Origin of the sequence: Streptomyces mesophilus (genome assembly GCF_040300965.1) — a bacterium.
Classification (GTDB): domain Bacteria; phylum Actinomycetota; class Actinomycetes; order Streptomycetales; family Streptomycetaceae; genus Streptomyces; species Streptomyces mesophilus_A.
Genome location: NZ_JBEPEW010000024.1, coordinates 40,867 through 56,519, shown reverse-complemented (window position 1 = coordinate 56,519; position 15,653 = coordinate 40,867). Strand labels below are relative to the sequence as shown.

The following is a 15,653-nucleotide window of genomic DNA, read 5'->3' as shown; positions in this document are numbered from 1 at the left end:
GGCCTCATGACCGTGCCTCCGCCGGGTCGGTGTGCACATGACGGAGCAGCTGCTCCACGGGCTCTGCGGGCGCGGTCTCGGCAGCCGTTTCCGCGTCGGCGACCTCGGCTTTCGCCTCGCGGTCGAGTGCCTCGAAGGCGGCGTCGTCCAACTCGCCGTCCGCCCGCATCCGTTCGGTGAGCGCCTCGATCGGGTCGTGGGCACGCCACTGGTCGATCTCGGTCCTGTCGCGGTAACGGTCCGGGTCGTACATGGAGTGGGCGCGGTAGCGGAACGTCTTCAGCTCCAGGAAGTGCGGGCCATGGCCTGCGCGGATGCCGTCCACGGCACGGCGGGCGGCCGACTCGACGGCCAGGACGTCCATGCCGTCCACGGCCCAGGCCGGCATCCCGTACGACGCCGCGCGCATCGCCAGATCGGTCTGGGCGTGCTCCACGGCGATCGGGGTCCCCATGGCGTACAGGTTGTTCTCACAGGCGAGCAGGAGCGGAAGGTCCCAGAGGGCGGCGAGGTTGGCGGTCTCGTGGAACTCGCCTTCGGCGAAGGCCCCGTCCCCGAAGTAGCAGCAGACCACGCCCGGTCCGCCGCGCATCTTCTCGGCCAGCGCGATCCCCGCGGCGAGCGGGATGCCGCCGCCGACGATCGCGTTGCCGCCGTAGAAGCGGCGGGCCACGTCGAAGAGGTGCATGGAACCGCCACGGCCACCGCTGCAGCCGGTGGACTTGCCGTACATCTCGGCCATCACCGCGGCGACGGGCACTCCTCGCGCGAGGGCGTGGCCGTGTTCGCGGTACGTCGAGACGACGGCGTCCTCGGAATCGAGCGCCGCCCCCACCCCGGTCGCGACGGCCTCCTCACCGATGTAGAGGTGGACGAACCCTCGGATCTTCGCGGCGCTGTAGAGCTCGACGCAGCGCTCCTCGAAGCGGCGTATCAGCAGCATGGTGGCGAGGAGGTCGCGGCGGTGCTTGGCGGCGGCGTCCACGCCCCCACGGGCCTGGGCACCGGGTACCGCGAGTCCTGCGGTGCTGTCGGCGAGCTGCTTCCTGCGGGCTGCGGTCATGACGTCTTCTCCGGTTCCTGAGGCGTCTCCAGCGTGGAGATGTCCCCTTCGGGGAGGCCCAGTTCACGGGCGCGCAGCAGGCGCCGCATGACCTTGCCACTGCGGGTGTGCGGCAGGTTCTGGTCGAACGCGAGCTCGCGGGGCGCCACAGCGGGTCCCAGGCGCCGGCGGGCGAAGGCCAGCAGCGTGCGGCGCACCTCGTCGCTCGGTTCGGTCCCGGGACTGAGGGAGACATAGGCCTTGACGATGGCGCCCGCGGTGTCGTCGGGGCGGCCTATCACTCCGGCCTCGGCGACCAGGGGGTGTTCGAGCAGGGCGCTCTCCACCTCGAAGGGGCTGATGAGATGGCCCGCGGATTTGATCACGTCGTCGGCACGGCCGACGAACCAGAAGTAGCCGTCGGCGTCGCGGCGCACCACATCACCGGTCAGGTACCAGCCGTCGGCGAAAGCGGCCGCGTAGCGGTCCTTGGCGTGCAGATAGCCGCGGAACATGGAGGGCCAGCCCGGCCGCAGCGCCAACTCGCCTTCCTCATCGGGCCCTTCGAGCACGCGCAAGGGATCACGGAGTGCGCGCCCGTCGGCCCCGCGAGCCAGTACGGCCACCTCGACTCCGGGCAAGGGGCGCCCCATGGAGCCGGGCTTCACCGGACAGGCCGCGAAGTTGGCGATCATGATGCAGCCCGTCTCGGTCTGCCACCAGTTGTCGTGGATGGGCAGACCGAGTACGTCCTGTCCCCAGACCACCGCCTCCGGGTTGAGCGGCTCCCCGACGGAAGCGATGAACCGCAGCGCCGAAAGGTCGTAGGAGCGCGGCAGGTCGTACGACCCCTCACGGGGCGTGGCGCGCATCAGCATGCGTACGGCCGTGGGGGCGGTGTACCAGACGGTGACCCGCTGCTCGGCGAGAATCCGGTACCAGCGCCTCGTGTCGAAGTCGCCCTCGTCCACGACCACGGTCACGCCGTGGGTGAGCGGAGCGATGATCCCGTACGACATGCCGGTGACCCAGCCGGGGTCGGCCGTGCACCAGTACACGTCCTCGGGGTGCAGATCGAGGGCGTAGGCAGCGGTGACGTGGTGGGCGACCACGGCATCGTGGACATGGACCGCGCCTTTGGGCACGTCGGTCGTACCGCTCGTGAAGTGCAGCAACGCCATCTCATCGGGGTCGGTGTGCAGCGGCGTGAACTTCTCGGACGCGTCGGCCATCAGTTCGTCGAAGGACTCCGTACCCGGCAGCGCGCCGCTCCGCTCTCCGACGATCAGTACGTGTTCCAGCTCGGGCAGGCGTTCACGGGCGGGCGCGACCTTGCGCCGGTACAGCGCCTCCGTGGTGACCAGGACCCGGGCGTTGCCGAGCCCCATCCGCTGGGCGACCGGGTCAGGGCCGAAGGCGGAGAACAGCGGGCACAGCACGCTCGTGTTCTTGAGCGTGCCGAGCACGGCCGTGAACAGTTCCGGGCAGCGGCCGAGCAGCGTGAAGACCCGGTCGCCGCACCCAACTCCGAGGGTGCGCAGCACCTGTGCGAACCGGTTCGTGAGCAAGGCGAGTTGGAGGTACGACACGGACTCGACCGAGCCGTCACGGCGCACGCAGCGCAGGGCGGTGTGACGGCCGCGCCCCTCGGTGACGTGGCGGTCGACGGCCTCGTACGCGATATTGAGCCCGCCGCCGGGCAGGCCCGACATGTGTGCGCGCGCACGATCCCAGGTGAACTCCGCGCGTGCCTGGGCGTAGTCGGTGAGCCGGGGAGTGACGCCCGTCCCTGTCGGCTTGGTGATGACCTCTCGAGCCATGGCGTTGCCCTCCTCGCACGGTATGCCTGTGCTCCCACCGTTCTGCGAAGAACCAATGCCGCTAAGGGGCCGAAGGTCCCTTGCTCGGACCGACCGGACCCGCGTCCTGCTCGCGCAGGGCCGCGGTGGCGCGGCGGTAGGCGGCCTCGTCGATCTCGCCCCGGGCGAACCGCTGAGCAAGGATCTCCAGCGGTGTCGGCGGCGCCGGGCTGTGCCCGGTCGTCCCTGCTGCGGGGTGCCCCGTCCATCGCAGGACGGCGACGACCACAGCGGCCACCAGGACGAGCAGCAACAGGCTGCTCAAGCCAGCGAACAGCCAGCCCCAACCGTTCATCGCATGGCCGGACGTTCCCGGCCCGTGCCCCCACCTTGTCGACCACACGGTGCTCGCCCCCAATTCTCGGCTGTGCCCGGCGCACTCTGTGCCGTCATCTCCACCGAACACCCCTCGCCCCGGCCCGGCCCCGGGCCGCACTTCCCTTGCCGGGAGCCGAACGGGCTCAATACGTCACCGTGTACGGCGCAAGGACACGTGGGCAGGGGCCGCGCGTCCTCGGCAAGGGCCCAGGCAGCCCCTGTCACCACCAGTCCGGCGGCGACACGATGTCATCGAAGACGAGCAGGAGACCCGTCTCGCGAGCGAGAGGGGAAAGCGACATGAAGTGCTACGACTGCGCACAGGCCGGCGAGGCCGTGGACGCGGTCATCGTGTGCCGACACTGCGGCTGCGCGGTGTGCACCGGCCACGCCCACGTCACGACCGAGGAGACCCATCGCGTCGTCGGCACCGGAGTGTCCTACGGGCCGCACAAGGCGCGCCACGCCACATGCACCGTGTGCCACCGGGGCGAGATGTTCGAGCCCTCGATGGCGGGGCGCCGGTCCGCCTGAACCAGAGTCGTTCACAGGTCACTTCGGACGCTTCGGTAAGAGACCGGTTCCCGGGTGGGACTCGCCCCCACCCGGGAACCGGTCTCTTACGTACGGTGGAACCCGCCACGCTCCGAGGCAGCGCCTGGGACTCTGGGCTCGCCGTCAGGTTTGATGCCCGGCGTGTACCGCCCGACGGTCGCGACGCGTATCCCCGGTTCCGTGGTGCCGACTCGGACTCGGCCGCGTTCCCTCGGGCCGTCCCTGCCGGCTCCTTCGCGGTCCGTGGCCACCGCCACCGCCACGGTGCTGGTGCACCCGGTCGTAAAGCCACTCGGCCGCCGCGGTGGCCACGAACACGACCACCATCGCGACAGCGAGCGACGTGAAGAACATCTGCCAGAAATCCGCGTCCAATGTTGTCCTCACGGCCCTCACCCGCTTCCTCGACTCGCCCGGTTCATCCTCTGCCTCCAGCCAACACCCGATGCACCGTCGGCACCCCGGGCCACCCAGCTCCCTCCACGAGCCGAACGGGCAGTCGGTCAGGGCCTCTTGGGCCATCGACCCGAACGGAGTGACAGTCACCCGGCCCCCGAGTGGGGCCCAACGGCCCCTGCCTCGTGGCGGTGTTCCTCGCCCATGCTGAAGCCCTGCCCGAACCAGGCGGCGCACGCCGGCCGCCGAGGTGAGAGGAGGGACCCATGCACCCCCTGGCCCTGGACGCCGCCACACTGACGGCCCTGGTGTCCGCCGCCACGGCGGCACCCTCCATGCACAACACCCAGCCCTGGCGCTTCCGTCTCGACCCCGGCACGGTCACGGTGGAGATCCATGCCGCCGCGGAGCGGAGCCTGCCGTTCGAGGATCCGCAGGGGCGGGCGCTGCATGTCGCCGCGGGAGCCGCCGTGTTCAATCTGCGCCTGGCCGTCGCCCACTTCGGCTGGGATCCCGTGGTGCGTCCGTTACCGGACCCCCGTCTCCCGAGCCTGCTGGCCACTGTGCGACTTGCGCCACGGGCGCGCGCCGAACAGGCGATTCGCAGTGATCTGTACGACGCGATCTGGCACCGGCACAGCAGCCGGCTTCCGTTCGGCGACCGTCCGGTCGAGCCCGGTCTTCGGCTCGAACTCTCCGAAGCCGCCCATGCGGAGGGTGGGGTACTCGACTGGCCCGAGCCCCACGAGAGCGCACGACTGCTGGCCGTCACCGCCGAGGCCGAGCAACGCAACCGTCTCGATCCGGATCGCGGCACCGAGAGCCGTCGTTGGCTCGATCGCGAAGGAGGCACGGGCATACCTCAGGCGGCACTGGGGCCGCAGGACGCCTTCGAACAGCTGCCGCTCAGGGACTTCTCCGCGCGACGCCACGTGGAACAGCTCCCGTCCCAGGCGTTCGAGCGCTTTCCCACTCTCGCCACCCTGATGACCGAGCACGACCGTCGCACCGACTGGCTGCGGACGGGGCAGGCGTTGCAGCACGTGCTCCTGGTCGCCACCGCGCACAAGCTGCGCGCGTCCCTGCTGCACCAGGCCATGGAATGGCAGGACCTGCGCAGCCGTCTGCGTACGCCACACGCACCCTCCGGCCATGTCCAGATGCTGATCCGTCTCGGCTATGGACCCGAGGGGCCAGCCACGCCCCGCCGTGCGCCGCAGGAATTCCTGGACACCGGTGATGACTCCGGTACGGAGGGCGCGTGAGCACCGCCGGAAGGACCGGCGCATCCGATGACGTGTCGATGCCGGCACTGCGCGGCATCCGTGCCGTGGTCTTCGACACCGACGGCGTGATCACCGATTCGGCCCGGGTGCATGCGGCAGCGTGGAAGGCCGCCTTCGACCTCTTCCTGCGCGAGCACCCGCCTCAGGATCCGGCCCAGCGGCGGCCGTTCGACGTGCGCGATGACTATCTGCGCCATGTCGACGGAAGGTCCCGGACCGACGGGGCCGCGGCGTTCCTGGCCTCTCGCGGAGTCGAACCCTCCCCGGAACTCGTCGATGCGGTCGCCGCGGACAAGGAGCGGCGCTATACCGAGCAGTTGCGCACACACGGAATCGACGCCTACCCGGGCACGGTTCGCCTGCTGCGCCCGCTGCACCGACTGGGTGTTCCACTGGCGGCGGCCTCCGCCTCCCGCCACGCCCGTGAACTCCTCACCGGCGCCGGCGTCTTGCACATGTTCGACACCCTGGTCGACGGCAGCGAGGCGGCACGCCTCGCACTGCACGGCAAGCCTGCGCCAGACCTGTTCCTGGAGGCCGTCGGCCGGCTCGGCGTGCCGGCCGGGCAGTCGGCCGTCGTCGAGGACGCCCTTGCCGGAGTCGAGGCCGGCCGGCGCGGCGGCTTCCGCCTCGTCATCGGCGTGGACCGCACCGGTGAACCGGGCACCCGGCAGGCGCTGTTGGACCACGGAGCCCACATCGTCGTACGCGACCTCGCCGAACTGCTCGAGGAAGGACCATCGGTGTGACGGACTGGACCTGGAGCTACGAGGGATACGACCCGGCGCAGGAGAGGCTCAGGGAATCTCTGTGCACGCTCGGCAACGGCTACTTCGCCACGCGCGGAGCCGCCCCGGAGTGCGCGCCCGACGCGGTGCACTACCCGGGCACGTACGCCGCGGGCTGTTACGACAGGCTCACGTCGCACATCGCCGGCCGCGAGGTGGAGAACGAGGACCTGGTGAATCTGCCGAACTGGCTGCCGCTGCGGTTCCGAGCACACGGTCCGTCCGACGGTGCGGAGCCCGGCCCCTGGCTCACCCCCGACTGCGAGGCCCTCACCGGCTACCGGCAGATCCTCCGGCTGAGCTCCGGCCTCCTCGAGCGCCAATTGTGGTACGCCACACCTGCCGGGGGCACCCTGCACGTGCGGCAGTTGCGCCTCGTCCACATGGGAGACCCCCATCTGGCAGCCCTGCGCACCGAATTCACGGTCGAGGGCGACACCTGCCTCGTCGAGGTCGAGGCAGCGCTCGACGGGTCCGTCTCCAACTGCGGCGTGCCGCGCTACCGCGAGCTCAACGGCAACCACCTCACTCACGTCCACACCGGTGACTGCGCTCCGGACACCGTGTGGCTGCGCTGCCGCACCACCACCTCCGACATCCGGATCGGCATGGCCTCCCGTATCGAGGCGAACGCGCCGCTGCACGCCGCACACGGCGACCGGCGCGCCACCCAGCGCATGTCCTTCACTCTGAACGCCGACGAGACCGTCACGGTGGACAAGACCGTCGCTCTGCACACCTCCCGGGATCCGGCCATCAGCGACCCCCTGCACGCGGCGATCGACCGGCTCGCCCGTGCGCCCGGATTCGACGACCTCCTCGAAGCGCACCTCACGGCCTGGGACCAGCTCTGGCGCAGGACCGACCTCGACGTACCGGGGCAGGCGGGGCGGATCCTGCGCCTGCACCTGTTCCATGTCCTGCAGACCCTGTCTCCGCACACCGCCGGACTCGACGTGGGCGTTCCGGCACGCGGGCTGCACGGCGAGGCGTATCGCGGTCATGTCTTCTGGGACGAGCTCTTCGTGCTGCCGTATCTGAACCTGCATCTGCCCGAGGTGTCCCGCGCCCTGCTCACCTACCGCCACCGGCGCCTGGAACGTGCCGTGTTCGCGGCCCGGGACATCGGGCGGGCCGGCGCCTGCTATCCGTGGCAGAGCGGCAGCGACGGCCGCGAGGAGACACAGCAGTTGCATCTCAACCCGCACTCAGGACGCTGGCTGCCCGACCACTCGCACCTGCAGCACCACGTCGGGTCGGCGGTGGCGTACAACGTATGGCAGTACTGCGAAGCCAGCGGCGACACGGAGTTCCTGCATACCAAGGGCGCGGAGATGCTGTTGCAGATCGCTCGGTTCTGGGCGGGCTCCGCGACGTACGACGAAGGGCTCGGCAGGCACCGGATCCGCGGTGTGGTCGGTCCCGACGAGTACCACGACGCCTATCCCGGCGCCGCCGAGCCAGGCCTGGACGACAACGCTTACACGAACGTGACGGCCGCATGGGTGCTGGCCCGCACGCTGGAAGTAGTACGCGGCTTACCGGAACCGCGTCGTCGGGAACTGTTCGAGCGGACCGGCCTCGACGGCGGTGAGCTCGAGCTGTGGGAGGACGTCTCGCGCACTCTGTACGTTCCGTTCCACTCCGGTGTCATCAGCCAGTTCGAGGGCTATGGGGAGCTCGAGGAGCTGGACTGGGCCGGCTACCGCGAGCGGTACGGCAGCATCCGGCGACTGGACCGGATCCTGGAGGCCGAGGGCGACACGGTCAACCGCTACCAGGCTTCCAAACAGGCCGACGCGCTGATGCTCGGATACCTCTTCTCCCCCGTCGAACTGCGCGCTCTCTTCGATCGGTTGGGCCACCGGCTCGACGACGAGACCTGGCGCCGCACTGTCGACTACTACCTGCGCCGCACCAGTCACGGCTCCACACTCAGCGGCTTGGTCCACGGGCTGGTGCTGGCCCGCGTGCGGCGCGCGGATGCGTGGACGTTCTGCCAGGAGGCCCTGGAGGGAGACATCGCCGACCTGCAGGGCGGCACGACCGGCGAGGGCATCCACCTCGGCGCCATGGCCGGCACGCTCGATCTCGTCCAGCGCGGCCTCACCGGAATCGAGGCGCGCGGCAACGCGCTCCGGTTCGACCCCGTGCCGCTGCCCGAACTCTCGTCATACGGTTTCCGCCTGCGCTATCGAGGCCACTGGGGTGTGGACGTGCGGCTGCGTCCGGGAGAGCTGGAAGTCACCGTCCCCGCCTCCGACCGGCTGCCGATCGACATCCAACTGCCTGACCGGAGCGTGTCCGTGAAGCCTGGGGAGTCCTGCCGGCTGTACCTGCGGTGACCACGCGCGAAGGCCGCCTGCGCGGCCGGTCTCCCCCACCGGTCGCACAGGCGGTGTGCGGTGCGAGCGCTTCGACGCGCTCAGCCGTGCCGCACGGGAATCGTCCGGGTCCCCGCCTTGACCTCGGGAACCGGGATCTTGACGGTCAGTACGCCGTCCTTGTAGTCCGCGGTGGCGTCGTCGCCGCGTGCGCCGGCGGGCAGCCGCACGGAGCGGGCGAAGGTTCCGTAGCGGAATTCGGTGTGGTGCTTCGCGGTGGTTTCCGTGGCGCGCTCGGCCCGCAGCGTCAGCATGCCTTCGGTGATGGTGAGTTCGACGTCCTTGGACGGGTCGATCCCGGGCAGCTCGGCGCGCAGCACATAGGTGTTGTCCGTCAGGGCTTCCTCGACGCGGATGCCGTGCAAGCCGGGGACTCCGTGCAGGCCCGGTACACCCGTCTCGATCCAGCCGAACAGATCGGGCAGTACCGGCGGCCAGCCTGGCAGCCTTTCGATCATGCCGCTCATCTCGCCCTCCCTCATATGCGGTTGTTCCTACTTCATGTGGGGTTGTTCTTCCTTCTCTTCCAGGTTCTCGCCGGTCGTGCCTCCGGGCGAGTGCCGACCGGCCCCTGTCCGGGGCCGGTCGGCCCCGGACAGAGAAGCCCCGGATGACCTCACGCCCGGGATGTCAGACGTGGGGTACGACGGCCACCGGACACCTCGCATGGTGAACAGCCGCGTGGGCGACCGGCCCGGTGTACGGCCCGATGCCCGGATGCGCGCGCAGTCGCCGTCCGACGACGAGCAGCTCGGCGGACTCGGCCGCCTGAAGTACCAGACCGGCCCGCCTGCCGTGGCCGACGCTCGGCACCACCGTCACCTCGGGGTACTTGTCGCGCCAGGGTCGCAGCACCGCGGCCAGGAAAGCGCTCCACTCGGCCTCCGTCTGCGGGGCTTTCCGGCGTGAGGTACCGCTGGGATCCAATGTCGTCCCCGACACCTCGTTCCAGGCATGTACCGCGCGCAGGCGGGCGGCCCGTGGCCGCGCCGCCTCGAAGGCGAACTCGATCACCTCGTCGCACGGAGCCGCGATGTCGAGCGCGACCACGACTTCGCGCGGAGCGGACTGCCCCTGTGCCGCACCGGCCGGGCCCTCAGCGGGCCCGTCCCCGGCATCCAGTTGGGGACGTACGAGCACCACCGGGCGCTCCGCATGGGCCACGGCGGCGAGAGCAACCGAGCCGGCGAAGAAGCCGGTCAGGCCGCTCAGCCCACGGGAACCGAGCACCAGGAACTCCGACGTGTCGGCCATCCTGACGAGCTCGGCCGAAGGGGCGCCCTCCAGTTGCACGTCTGTCATCGGCAGATGGGGACATACGGCATGGATCCGGTCTTCCGCCGCCCGTAGGATCGTCCGGCTCATGTGTCGCCCGGCCGCGCTTGCGGCCTCGGACGATGGCACGTACCGGCTCGGTTGCCGTACGTGGACGAGCCTCAGTGGCACGTGCCGCAACTCGGCTTCGCGCGCGGCCCATTCGGCTGCGGCGAGACTCTCGGTTGTTCCGTCCACCCCGACGACTATCGCTCGTTCCATGGTCAGCACCTCCTGAGGTCGCTGTCCGGACCAGGGTTCCGCCAGGCGACCTCAAGCGGCAGGGGCTGCATGGTCCACATCCGGTCCGAATGGCCCGGGACGCCTCCACTTGAGCGGAGCGTCAGGGCGAGTGCGGAACGACTGCCACGGGACACGCGGAGTGCTGGAGCAGAGCTTCTATGCGCCTGCCCAGACTGAGTTCCGTGCGGCCGTAGTGACGTTTCGCACCGATGACCAAGAGGTCCGCCGTGGTCGAGCGAGTGCGCAGCACCGTGTCGACCCGGCCCTCCACGGCAGCACGGCACACGACGGCCTTCGGGTGGTCCGCCGCCGGCCCGCGCAGAGCGTCCTCGAGAAGTTGCACGGCGCGATCACGTTGGTGCACGGGCGGGTCACCGACGATGAGCGGATGGGCCCGCAGCTCGTGGGCGGGTGCGCGCCAGGCGCGTACTGCTTCCAGAACCGCGTTCCTCACCTCTGCGGCACCGAACGCGAACTCGACGACAGGCCTGGCCACGGGAGCCGCGCCCAGCCCGAGGACTACGCGTCGATGCCGAGCGCTCAAGGCCGTTGCGTCACCGCGCACGACGATCAGCGGGCATGCCGCGCGGGCGGCCAGGGACCGGTTGATGCCGCGGCCCAGCCTCACGAAGGTGTCACGGCCCCGGCAGCCGGTGATCAGGGCGGCCGCGTGCCGTGCCTCGTCCAAGAGCGTTTCGACCGCGTCGCCGCCGACCGCCTCGGTGGATATCTTCGCCTCGGTCCCCGCGCCCTGCGCTCGTCGGGCTGCACGCTCCAGAATGCGTCGGGCAGCATCACGATCCGGCGGGGTCGCGCTCCCTAGCCCTGCGGCTCCCTTCCCGGGCCGCGCCCGGACATCGGCGTACACGATCCGCAGCGGCAGACCGCGAAGGCCGGCCTCCGACACGGCCCAGTCGACCGCACGCAGACCGGCGTCCGATCCATCCACCCCTACCACGATGGGAAGTTCCATCGGCAAGTCTCCTTCGTCTGTACGGGACACCCGTCGGCGTCAGGACGTCAGACCGGCTCGGACGTGGTGAGCTCCTGACCGATCCCGTCGGCCCAGGCCTCGATCTGCGGCCAGTCCCTCAGGTCGCCGTAACGCAGCCCCATCAGGCGGAACACCAACCGCCCGGTGAGCGGCAGGTGACCGGGCCGGATCACTCCGGACAGGAGGCGGTGATCACGGTGCGGAATGTGCTCGGGCAGACTGGCGAGGATGACCGGCTCCTCCGCGCGGGCCAAAGGCTTCCAGGGGCCGCGCAAGGCGTCCGGCATTCCCACGCTGAACAGCCATACCGGGCAGAAGCGCAGGAGATCGGCGTGAGCGCGCAGGAAGTCGCCGGCCTGCGGCAGCCATGCCTGCCCGTGCACGGCGCTGCCGAGAACGAAGGCGTCATAGGCGTCGGCGTCGTCGACCTCGCACATCGGCCGGGCCTCTGCCTTCAGCCCTGCCGTACAAAGGCGCTCGGCGATGCATCCGGCGATGTCCCGGGTCGATCCGTGTGCGGTGGCGTATCCCACCAGAACATTCATGGCCCACCTCCGTGGGGTCCTCGACGCGGGTCTGCCACGGCCGTGTGCAGGGCAGCTGTCGGTCGCGATCAGTCATGGGCGATGACGGCGACCGGGCACCGGACATGGCGGATGGCCAGGTGCGTAATGCGTCCGGTGTGAGTGCCGAGAGCGCTCCGGCGAACCCGCCGGCCCACGACCAGCAGTCCGGCCTCACGAGCAGCACTCAGCACGGCCTGGCCCGGGCGCGCATGATCGGTACAGCCCGCCACCCTCACCGTGGGGTACTTCTCCCGCCAGGGTTCGAGCGCCGAGTCCAATGCCCACACGGCTTCGCGCTGTGGCAACTCCGCTCGCCTGCGGCTTCCGTCACCGTGCCCGGGCGGAAGGTGCCAGGCGTACAGCGCGCGCAACAAGGCCCCCCTGGCACGGGCCGCCTCGAAGGCGAACTCGAGCAGCGGGTCGGGGGTGCCCCCGAGGTCGAGGGCGACCAGCACCTCCCGGTACGGGGTGCGCCGCGAGGCGCTGCCCGCGACATCCGGAACGTGCCCGTCCGTCTCTTCGGCGCCGGCACGCACCAGCACCACCGGCCGTCGCACCTGCGCCACGGACGCCAAGGCGACGGAGCCGGCGAGCATGCCGCCGACGCCGCCGAGGCCTTGGTTGCCCAAGGCCAGCAACTCGGCGGACATGGCTGCTTCCACCAGAGCGGGGACGGGCGGCTTCCGGAGCTGCTCGGCACTGATGTACAACTGCGGATACCGCTCGCCCAACCGGTCCTGCGCGCCGCGCAGGATTCTCCGCGCCCAGTACTGCGGCACCCTGAGCTCAGGAAGCGTCACGGGTTCGTCATCAGCGGGCAGGCCCTCCCAGGCGTGCACGAGACGCAACGGCAATCCTCGGCGCAGCGCTTCCCTGGCCGCCCAGTCCGCCGCGGCCATGCTTTCCGGCGAGCCGTCGAGACCCACGGTGATCGGCCTGGTCATCGTCCCCACCCCCTTCTGCGCACAGCGTCCTGCGCGGAGCGGAAGATTCGCAGGGGCCAACCGGTCCGAATGCGGGACCGGTTGGGGGGATCTCGGTCACGCCGGGGCACTGAGGGCGAGCCACGGCAGGTCGCTCGCTTTCGCGTCCTGAGGCAGCTCCGGCACGGTGATGACCGGGCACATCGCGTTCCGCTCGCAAGCGCGGGTGACCGCCGCGGAGGGAGCCACGGTCGCGTCCTGGCGGGTTCTTCTCCCCAGGGCTAGCAGCAAGGCGTGGCGGGCGTGATGCAGCAGTACGGCAGCGGGCGGCCCCTGGTCGAGAACGGACACGACCACCGCTGCGGGGTCGAGTTGATGGAGCTGGGCGACCGTTTCCTCGAGCGTGCGCAGTGCCCAGTGGCGGTCCTGCTCCACAGTGGGCGCGTCGGCCGCCGGCGCGTACGGCGCCCGGTACAGCCCGCTGGGCAGCCAGGCATGGACCGCGACCACTGGGGCATCGAACAGCCGCGCCTTGGCGGCGGACCAGCGCAGTGCAGCCAAGGCCGCCGCCGACCCGTCGACGCCGACGATCAGCGCTCCGTGAGAGGGCACCTCCATCACGTACCTCACCTCCTTCGGCCTGGTCTCACTTCAACTCGACGCTGACGGCGGGAGGTTCACGTAGCGAGTTGTGGACGGTGCAGTGACTCACAACGGCGCGCAGTCCTTCCCTCCGGGTCGCGTCCAGCACCCCGGGCGTCTGCACCTGCATCCGTATCGCAGCGACCCTCGCGGGCCGGTCCTCGGCCATCTCGAAGTGGGCGCGCACTCGCAGTTGGTCGTACGGAAGGTGATGGCGCTGCAGGAATCGGCCCGCGTAGTAGGCGACGCACGCGGCGAGTGAGGCGACGAACAGCTCCACCGGAGTGGGCCCGCCATCGTCCCCACCGCTCTCCGGTGGCTGGTCGACGATGAGTTCGTGGCCGCGTACGCGTACGGCGTACGACTGGCCCGCGACGTAGGTGACGGCTATCGCTCCGACCTCTCCCGACGGTGCGAAGGTCGAGCGCGTCGGCCGCACGGCGCGCGCGTCGTTCTTCCGGTTCATGGCCTCTCCTGTCCTGAACCTCAGGTTGTTCGTGACGTCCGGGGTCTGTTCACGGGTCAGCCGTGGCCCGTTGCCCTCAGCCAGGTGAGGTCCGGACGCTCTACCGCGCGCAGTTCCGTCTGCGGTCGGTGCCTTCCATCGTGCCGTCGGAACACCGGGCGAGACCGGGCCCAAGGGTCCATACCCGGGGACGACCGGCCCCTGGCCCGCGCTCGCGGGCGGGCGGACGCTGACAAGGACCTGGATTCACTCGAGGATCGGGGGCGCCATGACCACCTGTAGCGCCGTGCCGCGCCGTGCGGTGGACCATCTGCTCCGCGCCGCGGTCGCCGCGCCGTCCCTGCACAACTCCCAGCCCTGGCTGTTCACCTGCGCGGCCGACGACGTCGTGCTGTCCGCGGATGTCACCCGGCTTCTCCCCGTCACCGATCCCACAGGGCGCGAGGCCCTGATCAGTTGCGGCGCCGCCCTGTTCAATCTGCGGGCCGCCATGCGGCATCTCGGATTCCGCCCGGTCGTACGCTCGCACCCCGAACTCCACCGGCACCCACGGCTCGCCCAGGTGAGCTGGGGAGCCTACGCGCCCTCCACGCCCGACGAGGAACTGCTGCACCGGGCCATCCGGATACGGCACACCCACCGCGGTCCGTTCCAGTCGGACCAGGTGCCGCCGGAGCTGATCGCAGCGCTGCAGGAGCAGGCACGGATCGAAGGAGCCGAGCTCATCACCCTGCCCGACGCCCGCGAACAGCGGGACCTCGCCGAACTGATCAGGGAGGCCGAGGCCGCCCAGCGCTGCAGCCCGCCTCATCTCGCCGAACTTTCCCACTGGAGCCGGCCGTTCGGCAGCGGACGCGAGGACGGCATCCCCGCCGACTCATGTCCCTTCCACCCGGACTCGACACTCTTCGCAGGACGCGACTTCACCGGCCTGACCCGTGCACGTCCCACCGCCGGGCCCGGCATGTCCTGGCCGAGCCGTACCGGGCTCGTCGCTCTGCTCAGCACCCCGCGTGACACACCTCAGGACTGGCTGCGCGCCGGACAGGCGCTGCAACGTGTCCTGTTGTACGCCGCAAGCCGGCAGGTGATGGCCGGCTTCCACACCCAGCCGCTCGAAGTGCCCTACCTGCGCGCCGAAGTGCGCGCCTTGGTGCCCTCACGGCAGTTCCCGCAGATGATTCTGCGACTCGGCTACACCCGTTGGCGGCTCGCCACGTACCGGCGGCCGGTCGCGCAGGTGCTGAGGTCCCGCCCCCAGGCCGACCCCTCGCACAGGGCCACCCCCGACGACCGGGTGCAGGACGCTCGGTCCCGGAGCAAGGCCGAACGGCCCCTGCCCACCAGCCGCCACGGCGCATGAAGGTGGTCGGCATGACGGAGCGCACACGGATCGCGGCCATCGGCGTCGGCAACGAGTTCCGACGGGACGACGCGGTGGGCTGGGCGACGATCGCCCGGCTGCGGGAACGGGCCGAGTCCCGCCCTCTGCCGCCCGGCACCGTGCTCGCCACCTGCGACGGCGACCCGGTCCGGCTGATCAGCTTATGGGAAGGCGTGGACCTCGCCGTGATCGTCGACGCCGCGCACACCCACCCCGGGTCTCCCGGCCGCGTGCACCGCATCGCCATGGAGGCGGACCTCCTGGAGAAGCCGCGGGCGACGAGTTCGCATGGGCTCGGCCTCGGAGAAGCCGTCGAACTCGCTCGGGTCCTGGGCCGACTGCCCGGCCAGATCGTGGTGTACGCGATCGAGGGCGCCGATCATTCCCTGGGCACGGGCATGTCCCCCGCCGTCGAGGCCGCCGTCGAACCCGTGACGCGGTCCATCGAGGACGAGATCACCCGGCACCGCGACACCTCAGCGCGGGGATGAGC

At 70.5% G+C, this 15,653-nt stretch carries 16 protein-coding genes; 6 read left to right on the top strand and 10 right to left on the bottom strand.

Annotation, left to right across the window (positions count from 1 at the left end):
* Positions 1-4 precede the first annotated feature (4 nt).
* The 3 genes from pdhA to ABT367_RS12120 all read right to left on the bottom strand — a co-directional run bounded on the left by pdhA (position 5) and on the right by ABT367_RS12120 (position 3,166).
* Positions 5-1,063 carry a pyruvate dehydrogenase (acetyl-transferring) E1 component subunit alpha gene (pdhA, locus tag ABT367_RS12130; RefSeq protein WP_352252223.1) on the bottom strand — a complete coding sequence of 353 codons (1,059 nt, stop codon included), beginning with the start codon at positions 1,061-1,063 and terminating at the stop codon, positions 5-7.
* Positions 1,060-2,862 carry an acetate--CoA ligase gene (gene acsA / locus ABT367_RS12125; protein ID WP_352252221.1) on the bottom strand — a complete coding sequence of 601 codons (1,803 nt, stop codon included), beginning with the start codon at positions 2,860-2,862 and terminating at the stop codon, positions 1,060-1,062. The genes pdhA and acsA overlap by 4 nt, the downstream gene beginning before the upstream one ends.
* A gap of 61 nt (positions 2,863-2,923) precedes the next feature.
* Positions 2,924-3,166 (bottom strand): SHOCT domain-containing protein, encoded by a 243-nt coding sequence (locus ABT367_RS12120; RefSeq protein ID WP_352252220.1) that lies wholly within the window; start codon positions 3,164-3,166, stop codon positions 2,924-2,926.
* Between the two features lie 353 nt (positions 3,167-3,519).
* Here ABT367_RS12120 and ABT367_RS12115 point away from each other — a divergent pair, with 353 nt between their 5' ends.
* The 4 genes from ABT367_RS12115 to ABT367_RS12100 all read left to right on the top strand — a co-directional run bounded on the left by ABT367_RS12115 (position 3,520) and on the right by ABT367_RS12100 (position 8,589).
* Positions 3,520-3,753 carry a DUF2180 family protein gene (locus ABT367_RS12115; RefSeq protein ID WP_352252219.1) on the top strand — a complete coding sequence of 78 codons (234 nt, stop codon included), beginning with the start codon at positions 3,520-3,522 and terminating at the stop codon, positions 3,751-3,753.
* Between the two features lie 683 nt (positions 3,754-4,436).
* Complete coding sequence (locus ABT367_RS12110; protein ID WP_352252217.1) at positions 4,437-5,435, top strand: Acg family FMN-binding oxidoreductase; 999 nt, start codon at positions 4,437-4,439, stop codon at positions 5,433-5,435.
* 38 nt (positions 5,436-5,473) lie between these two features.
* Entirely contained in the window at positions 5,474-6,205 is a 732-nt protein-coding gene (locus ABT367_RS12105; RefSeq protein ID WP_352252264.1) for an HAD family hydrolase, read from the top strand.
* A complete protein-coding gene (locus tag ABT367_RS12100) occupies positions 6,202-8,589 on the top strand; it encodes a glycoside hydrolase family 65 protein (protein ID WP_352252215.1) in 2,388 nt (795 codons plus the stop codon). The genes ABT367_RS12105 and ABT367_RS12100 overlap by 4 nt, the downstream gene beginning before the upstream one ends.
* An 80-nt stretch (positions 8,590-8,669) precedes the next feature.
* Here the strand turns inward: ABT367_RS12100 and ABT367_RS12095 are convergent, their stop codons facing one another.
* The 7 genes from ABT367_RS12095 to ABT367_RS12065 form a co-directional block, all read right to left on the bottom strand.
* A complete protein-coding gene (locus ABT367_RS12095) occupies positions 8,670-9,095 on the bottom strand; it encodes an Hsp20/alpha crystallin family protein (protein ID WP_352252213.1) in 426 nt (141 codons plus the stop codon).
* A 163-nt stretch (positions 9,096-9,258) separates the two neighbouring features.
* On the bottom strand, positions 9,259-10,164 hold the full coding sequence (locus ABT367_RS12090; protein WP_352252211.1) for a universal stress protein: 906 nt from the start codon (positions 10,162-10,164) through the stop codon (positions 9,259-9,261).
* A 121-nt stretch (positions 10,165-10,285) separates the two neighbouring features.
* Complete coding sequence (locus tag ABT367_RS12085; RefSeq protein ID WP_352252209.1) at positions 10,286-11,158, bottom strand: universal stress protein; 873 nt, start codon at positions 11,156-11,158, stop codon at positions 10,286-10,288.
* A 47-nt stretch (positions 11,159-11,205) separates the two neighbouring features.
* Positions 11,206-11,724, bottom strand: coding sequence for a flavodoxin domain-containing protein (locus tag ABT367_RS12080; protein ID WP_352252207.1), 519 nt, complete (start codon positions 11,722-11,724; stop codon positions 11,206-11,208).
* Positions 11,725-11,792: 68 nt separating this feature from the next.
* Positions 11,793-12,689: a universal stress protein gene (locus ABT367_RS12075; RefSeq protein WP_352252205.1), complete on the bottom strand. Its 897-nt coding sequence runs from the start codon at positions 12,687-12,689 to the stop codon at positions 11,793-11,795.
* A 96-nt stretch (positions 12,690-12,785) separates the two neighbouring features.
* The gene (locus tag ABT367_RS12070) at positions 12,786-13,286 is read right to left on the bottom strand and encodes a universal stress protein (protein ID WP_352252203.1); all 501 of its coding nucleotides are present in this window, start codon (positions 13,284-13,286) and stop codon (positions 12,786-12,788) included.
* 28 nt (positions 13,287-13,314) lie between these two features.
* The gene (locus tag ABT367_RS12065; protein ID WP_352252201.1) at positions 13,315-13,776 is read right to left on the bottom strand and encodes an OsmC family protein; all 462 of its coding nucleotides are present in this window, start codon (positions 13,774-13,776) and stop codon (positions 13,315-13,317) included.
* A 268-nt stretch (positions 13,777-14,044) separates the two neighbouring features.
* On the opposite strand from ABT367_RS12065, the gene ABT367_RS12060 reads away from it, so the two are divergent.
* On the top strand, positions 14,045-15,139 hold the full coding sequence (locus ABT367_RS12060; protein WP_352252199.1) for an Acg family FMN-binding oxidoreductase: 1,095 nt from the start codon (positions 14,045-14,047) through the stop codon (positions 15,137-15,139).
* A gap of 11 nt (positions 15,140-15,150) precedes the next feature.
* Positions 15,151-15,651: a hydrogenase maturation protease gene (locus ABT367_RS12055; protein ID WP_352252197.1), complete on the top strand. Its 501-nt coding sequence runs from the start codon at positions 15,151-15,153 to the stop codon at positions 15,649-15,651.
* Positions 15,652-15,653 lie beyond the last annotated feature (2 nt).

What these genes read in the sequence shown, in the direction of transcription:
- ABT367_RS12115 (WP_352252219.1), top strand. Translation starts at nt 3,520, where the DNA reads ATGAAGTGCTACGACTGCGCACAGGCCGGCGAGGCCGTGGACGCGGTC.
- ABT367_RS12105 (WP_352252264.1), top strand. Translation starts at nt 5,474, where the DNA reads ATGCCGGCACTGCGCGGCATCCGTGCCGTGGTCTTCGACACCGACGGC.
- pdhA (WP_352252223.1), bottom strand. Translation starts at nt 1,063, where the DNA reads ATGACCGCAGCCCGCAGGAAGCAGCTCGCCGACAGCACCGCAGGACTC.
- ABT367_RS12070 (WP_352252203.1), bottom strand. Translation starts at nt 13,286, where the DNA reads ATGGAGGTGCCCTCTCACGGAGCGCTGATCGTCGGCGTCGACGGGTCG.
- ABT367_RS12080 (WP_352252207.1), bottom strand. Translation starts at nt 11,724, where the DNA reads ATGAATGTTCTGGTGGGATACGCCACCGCACACGGATCGACCCGGGAC.
- ABT367_RS12090 (WP_352252211.1), bottom strand. Translation starts at nt 10,164, where the DNA reads ATGGAACGAGCGATAGTCGTCGGGGTGGACGGAACAACCGAGAGTCTC.
- acsA (WP_352252221.1), bottom strand. Translation starts at nt 2,862, where the DNA reads ATGGCTCGAGAGGTCATCACCAAGCCGACAGGGACGGGCGTCACTCCC.
- ABT367_RS12060 (WP_352252199.1), top strand. Translation starts at nt 14,045, where the DNA reads ATGACCACCTGTAGCGCCGTGCCGCGCCGTGCGGTGGACCATCTGCTC.
- ABT367_RS12065 (WP_352252201.1), bottom strand. Translation starts at nt 13,776, where the DNA reads ATGAACCGGAAGAACGACGCGCGCGCCGTGCGGCCGACGCGCTCGACC.
- ABT367_RS12075 (WP_352252205.1), bottom strand. Translation starts at nt 12,689, where the DNA reads ATGACCAGGCCGATCACCGTGGGTCTCGACGGCTCGCCGGAAAGCATG.
- ABT367_RS12085 (WP_352252209.1), bottom strand. Translation starts at nt 11,158, where the DNA reads ATGGAACTTCCCATCGTGGTAGGGGTGGATGGATCGGACGCCGGTCTG.
- ABT367_RS12055 (WP_352252197.1), top strand. Translation starts at nt 15,151, where the DNA reads ATGACGGAGCGCACACGGATCGCGGCCATCGGCGTCGGCAACGAGTTC.
- ABT367_RS12110 (WP_352252217.1), top strand. Translation starts at nt 4,437, where the DNA reads ATGCACCCCCTGGCCCTGGACGCCGCCACACTGACGGCCCTGGTGTCC.
- ABT367_RS12095 (WP_352252213.1), bottom strand. Translation starts at nt 9,095, where the DNA reads ATGAGCGGCATGATCGAAAGGCTGCCAGGCTGGCCGCCGGTACTGCCC.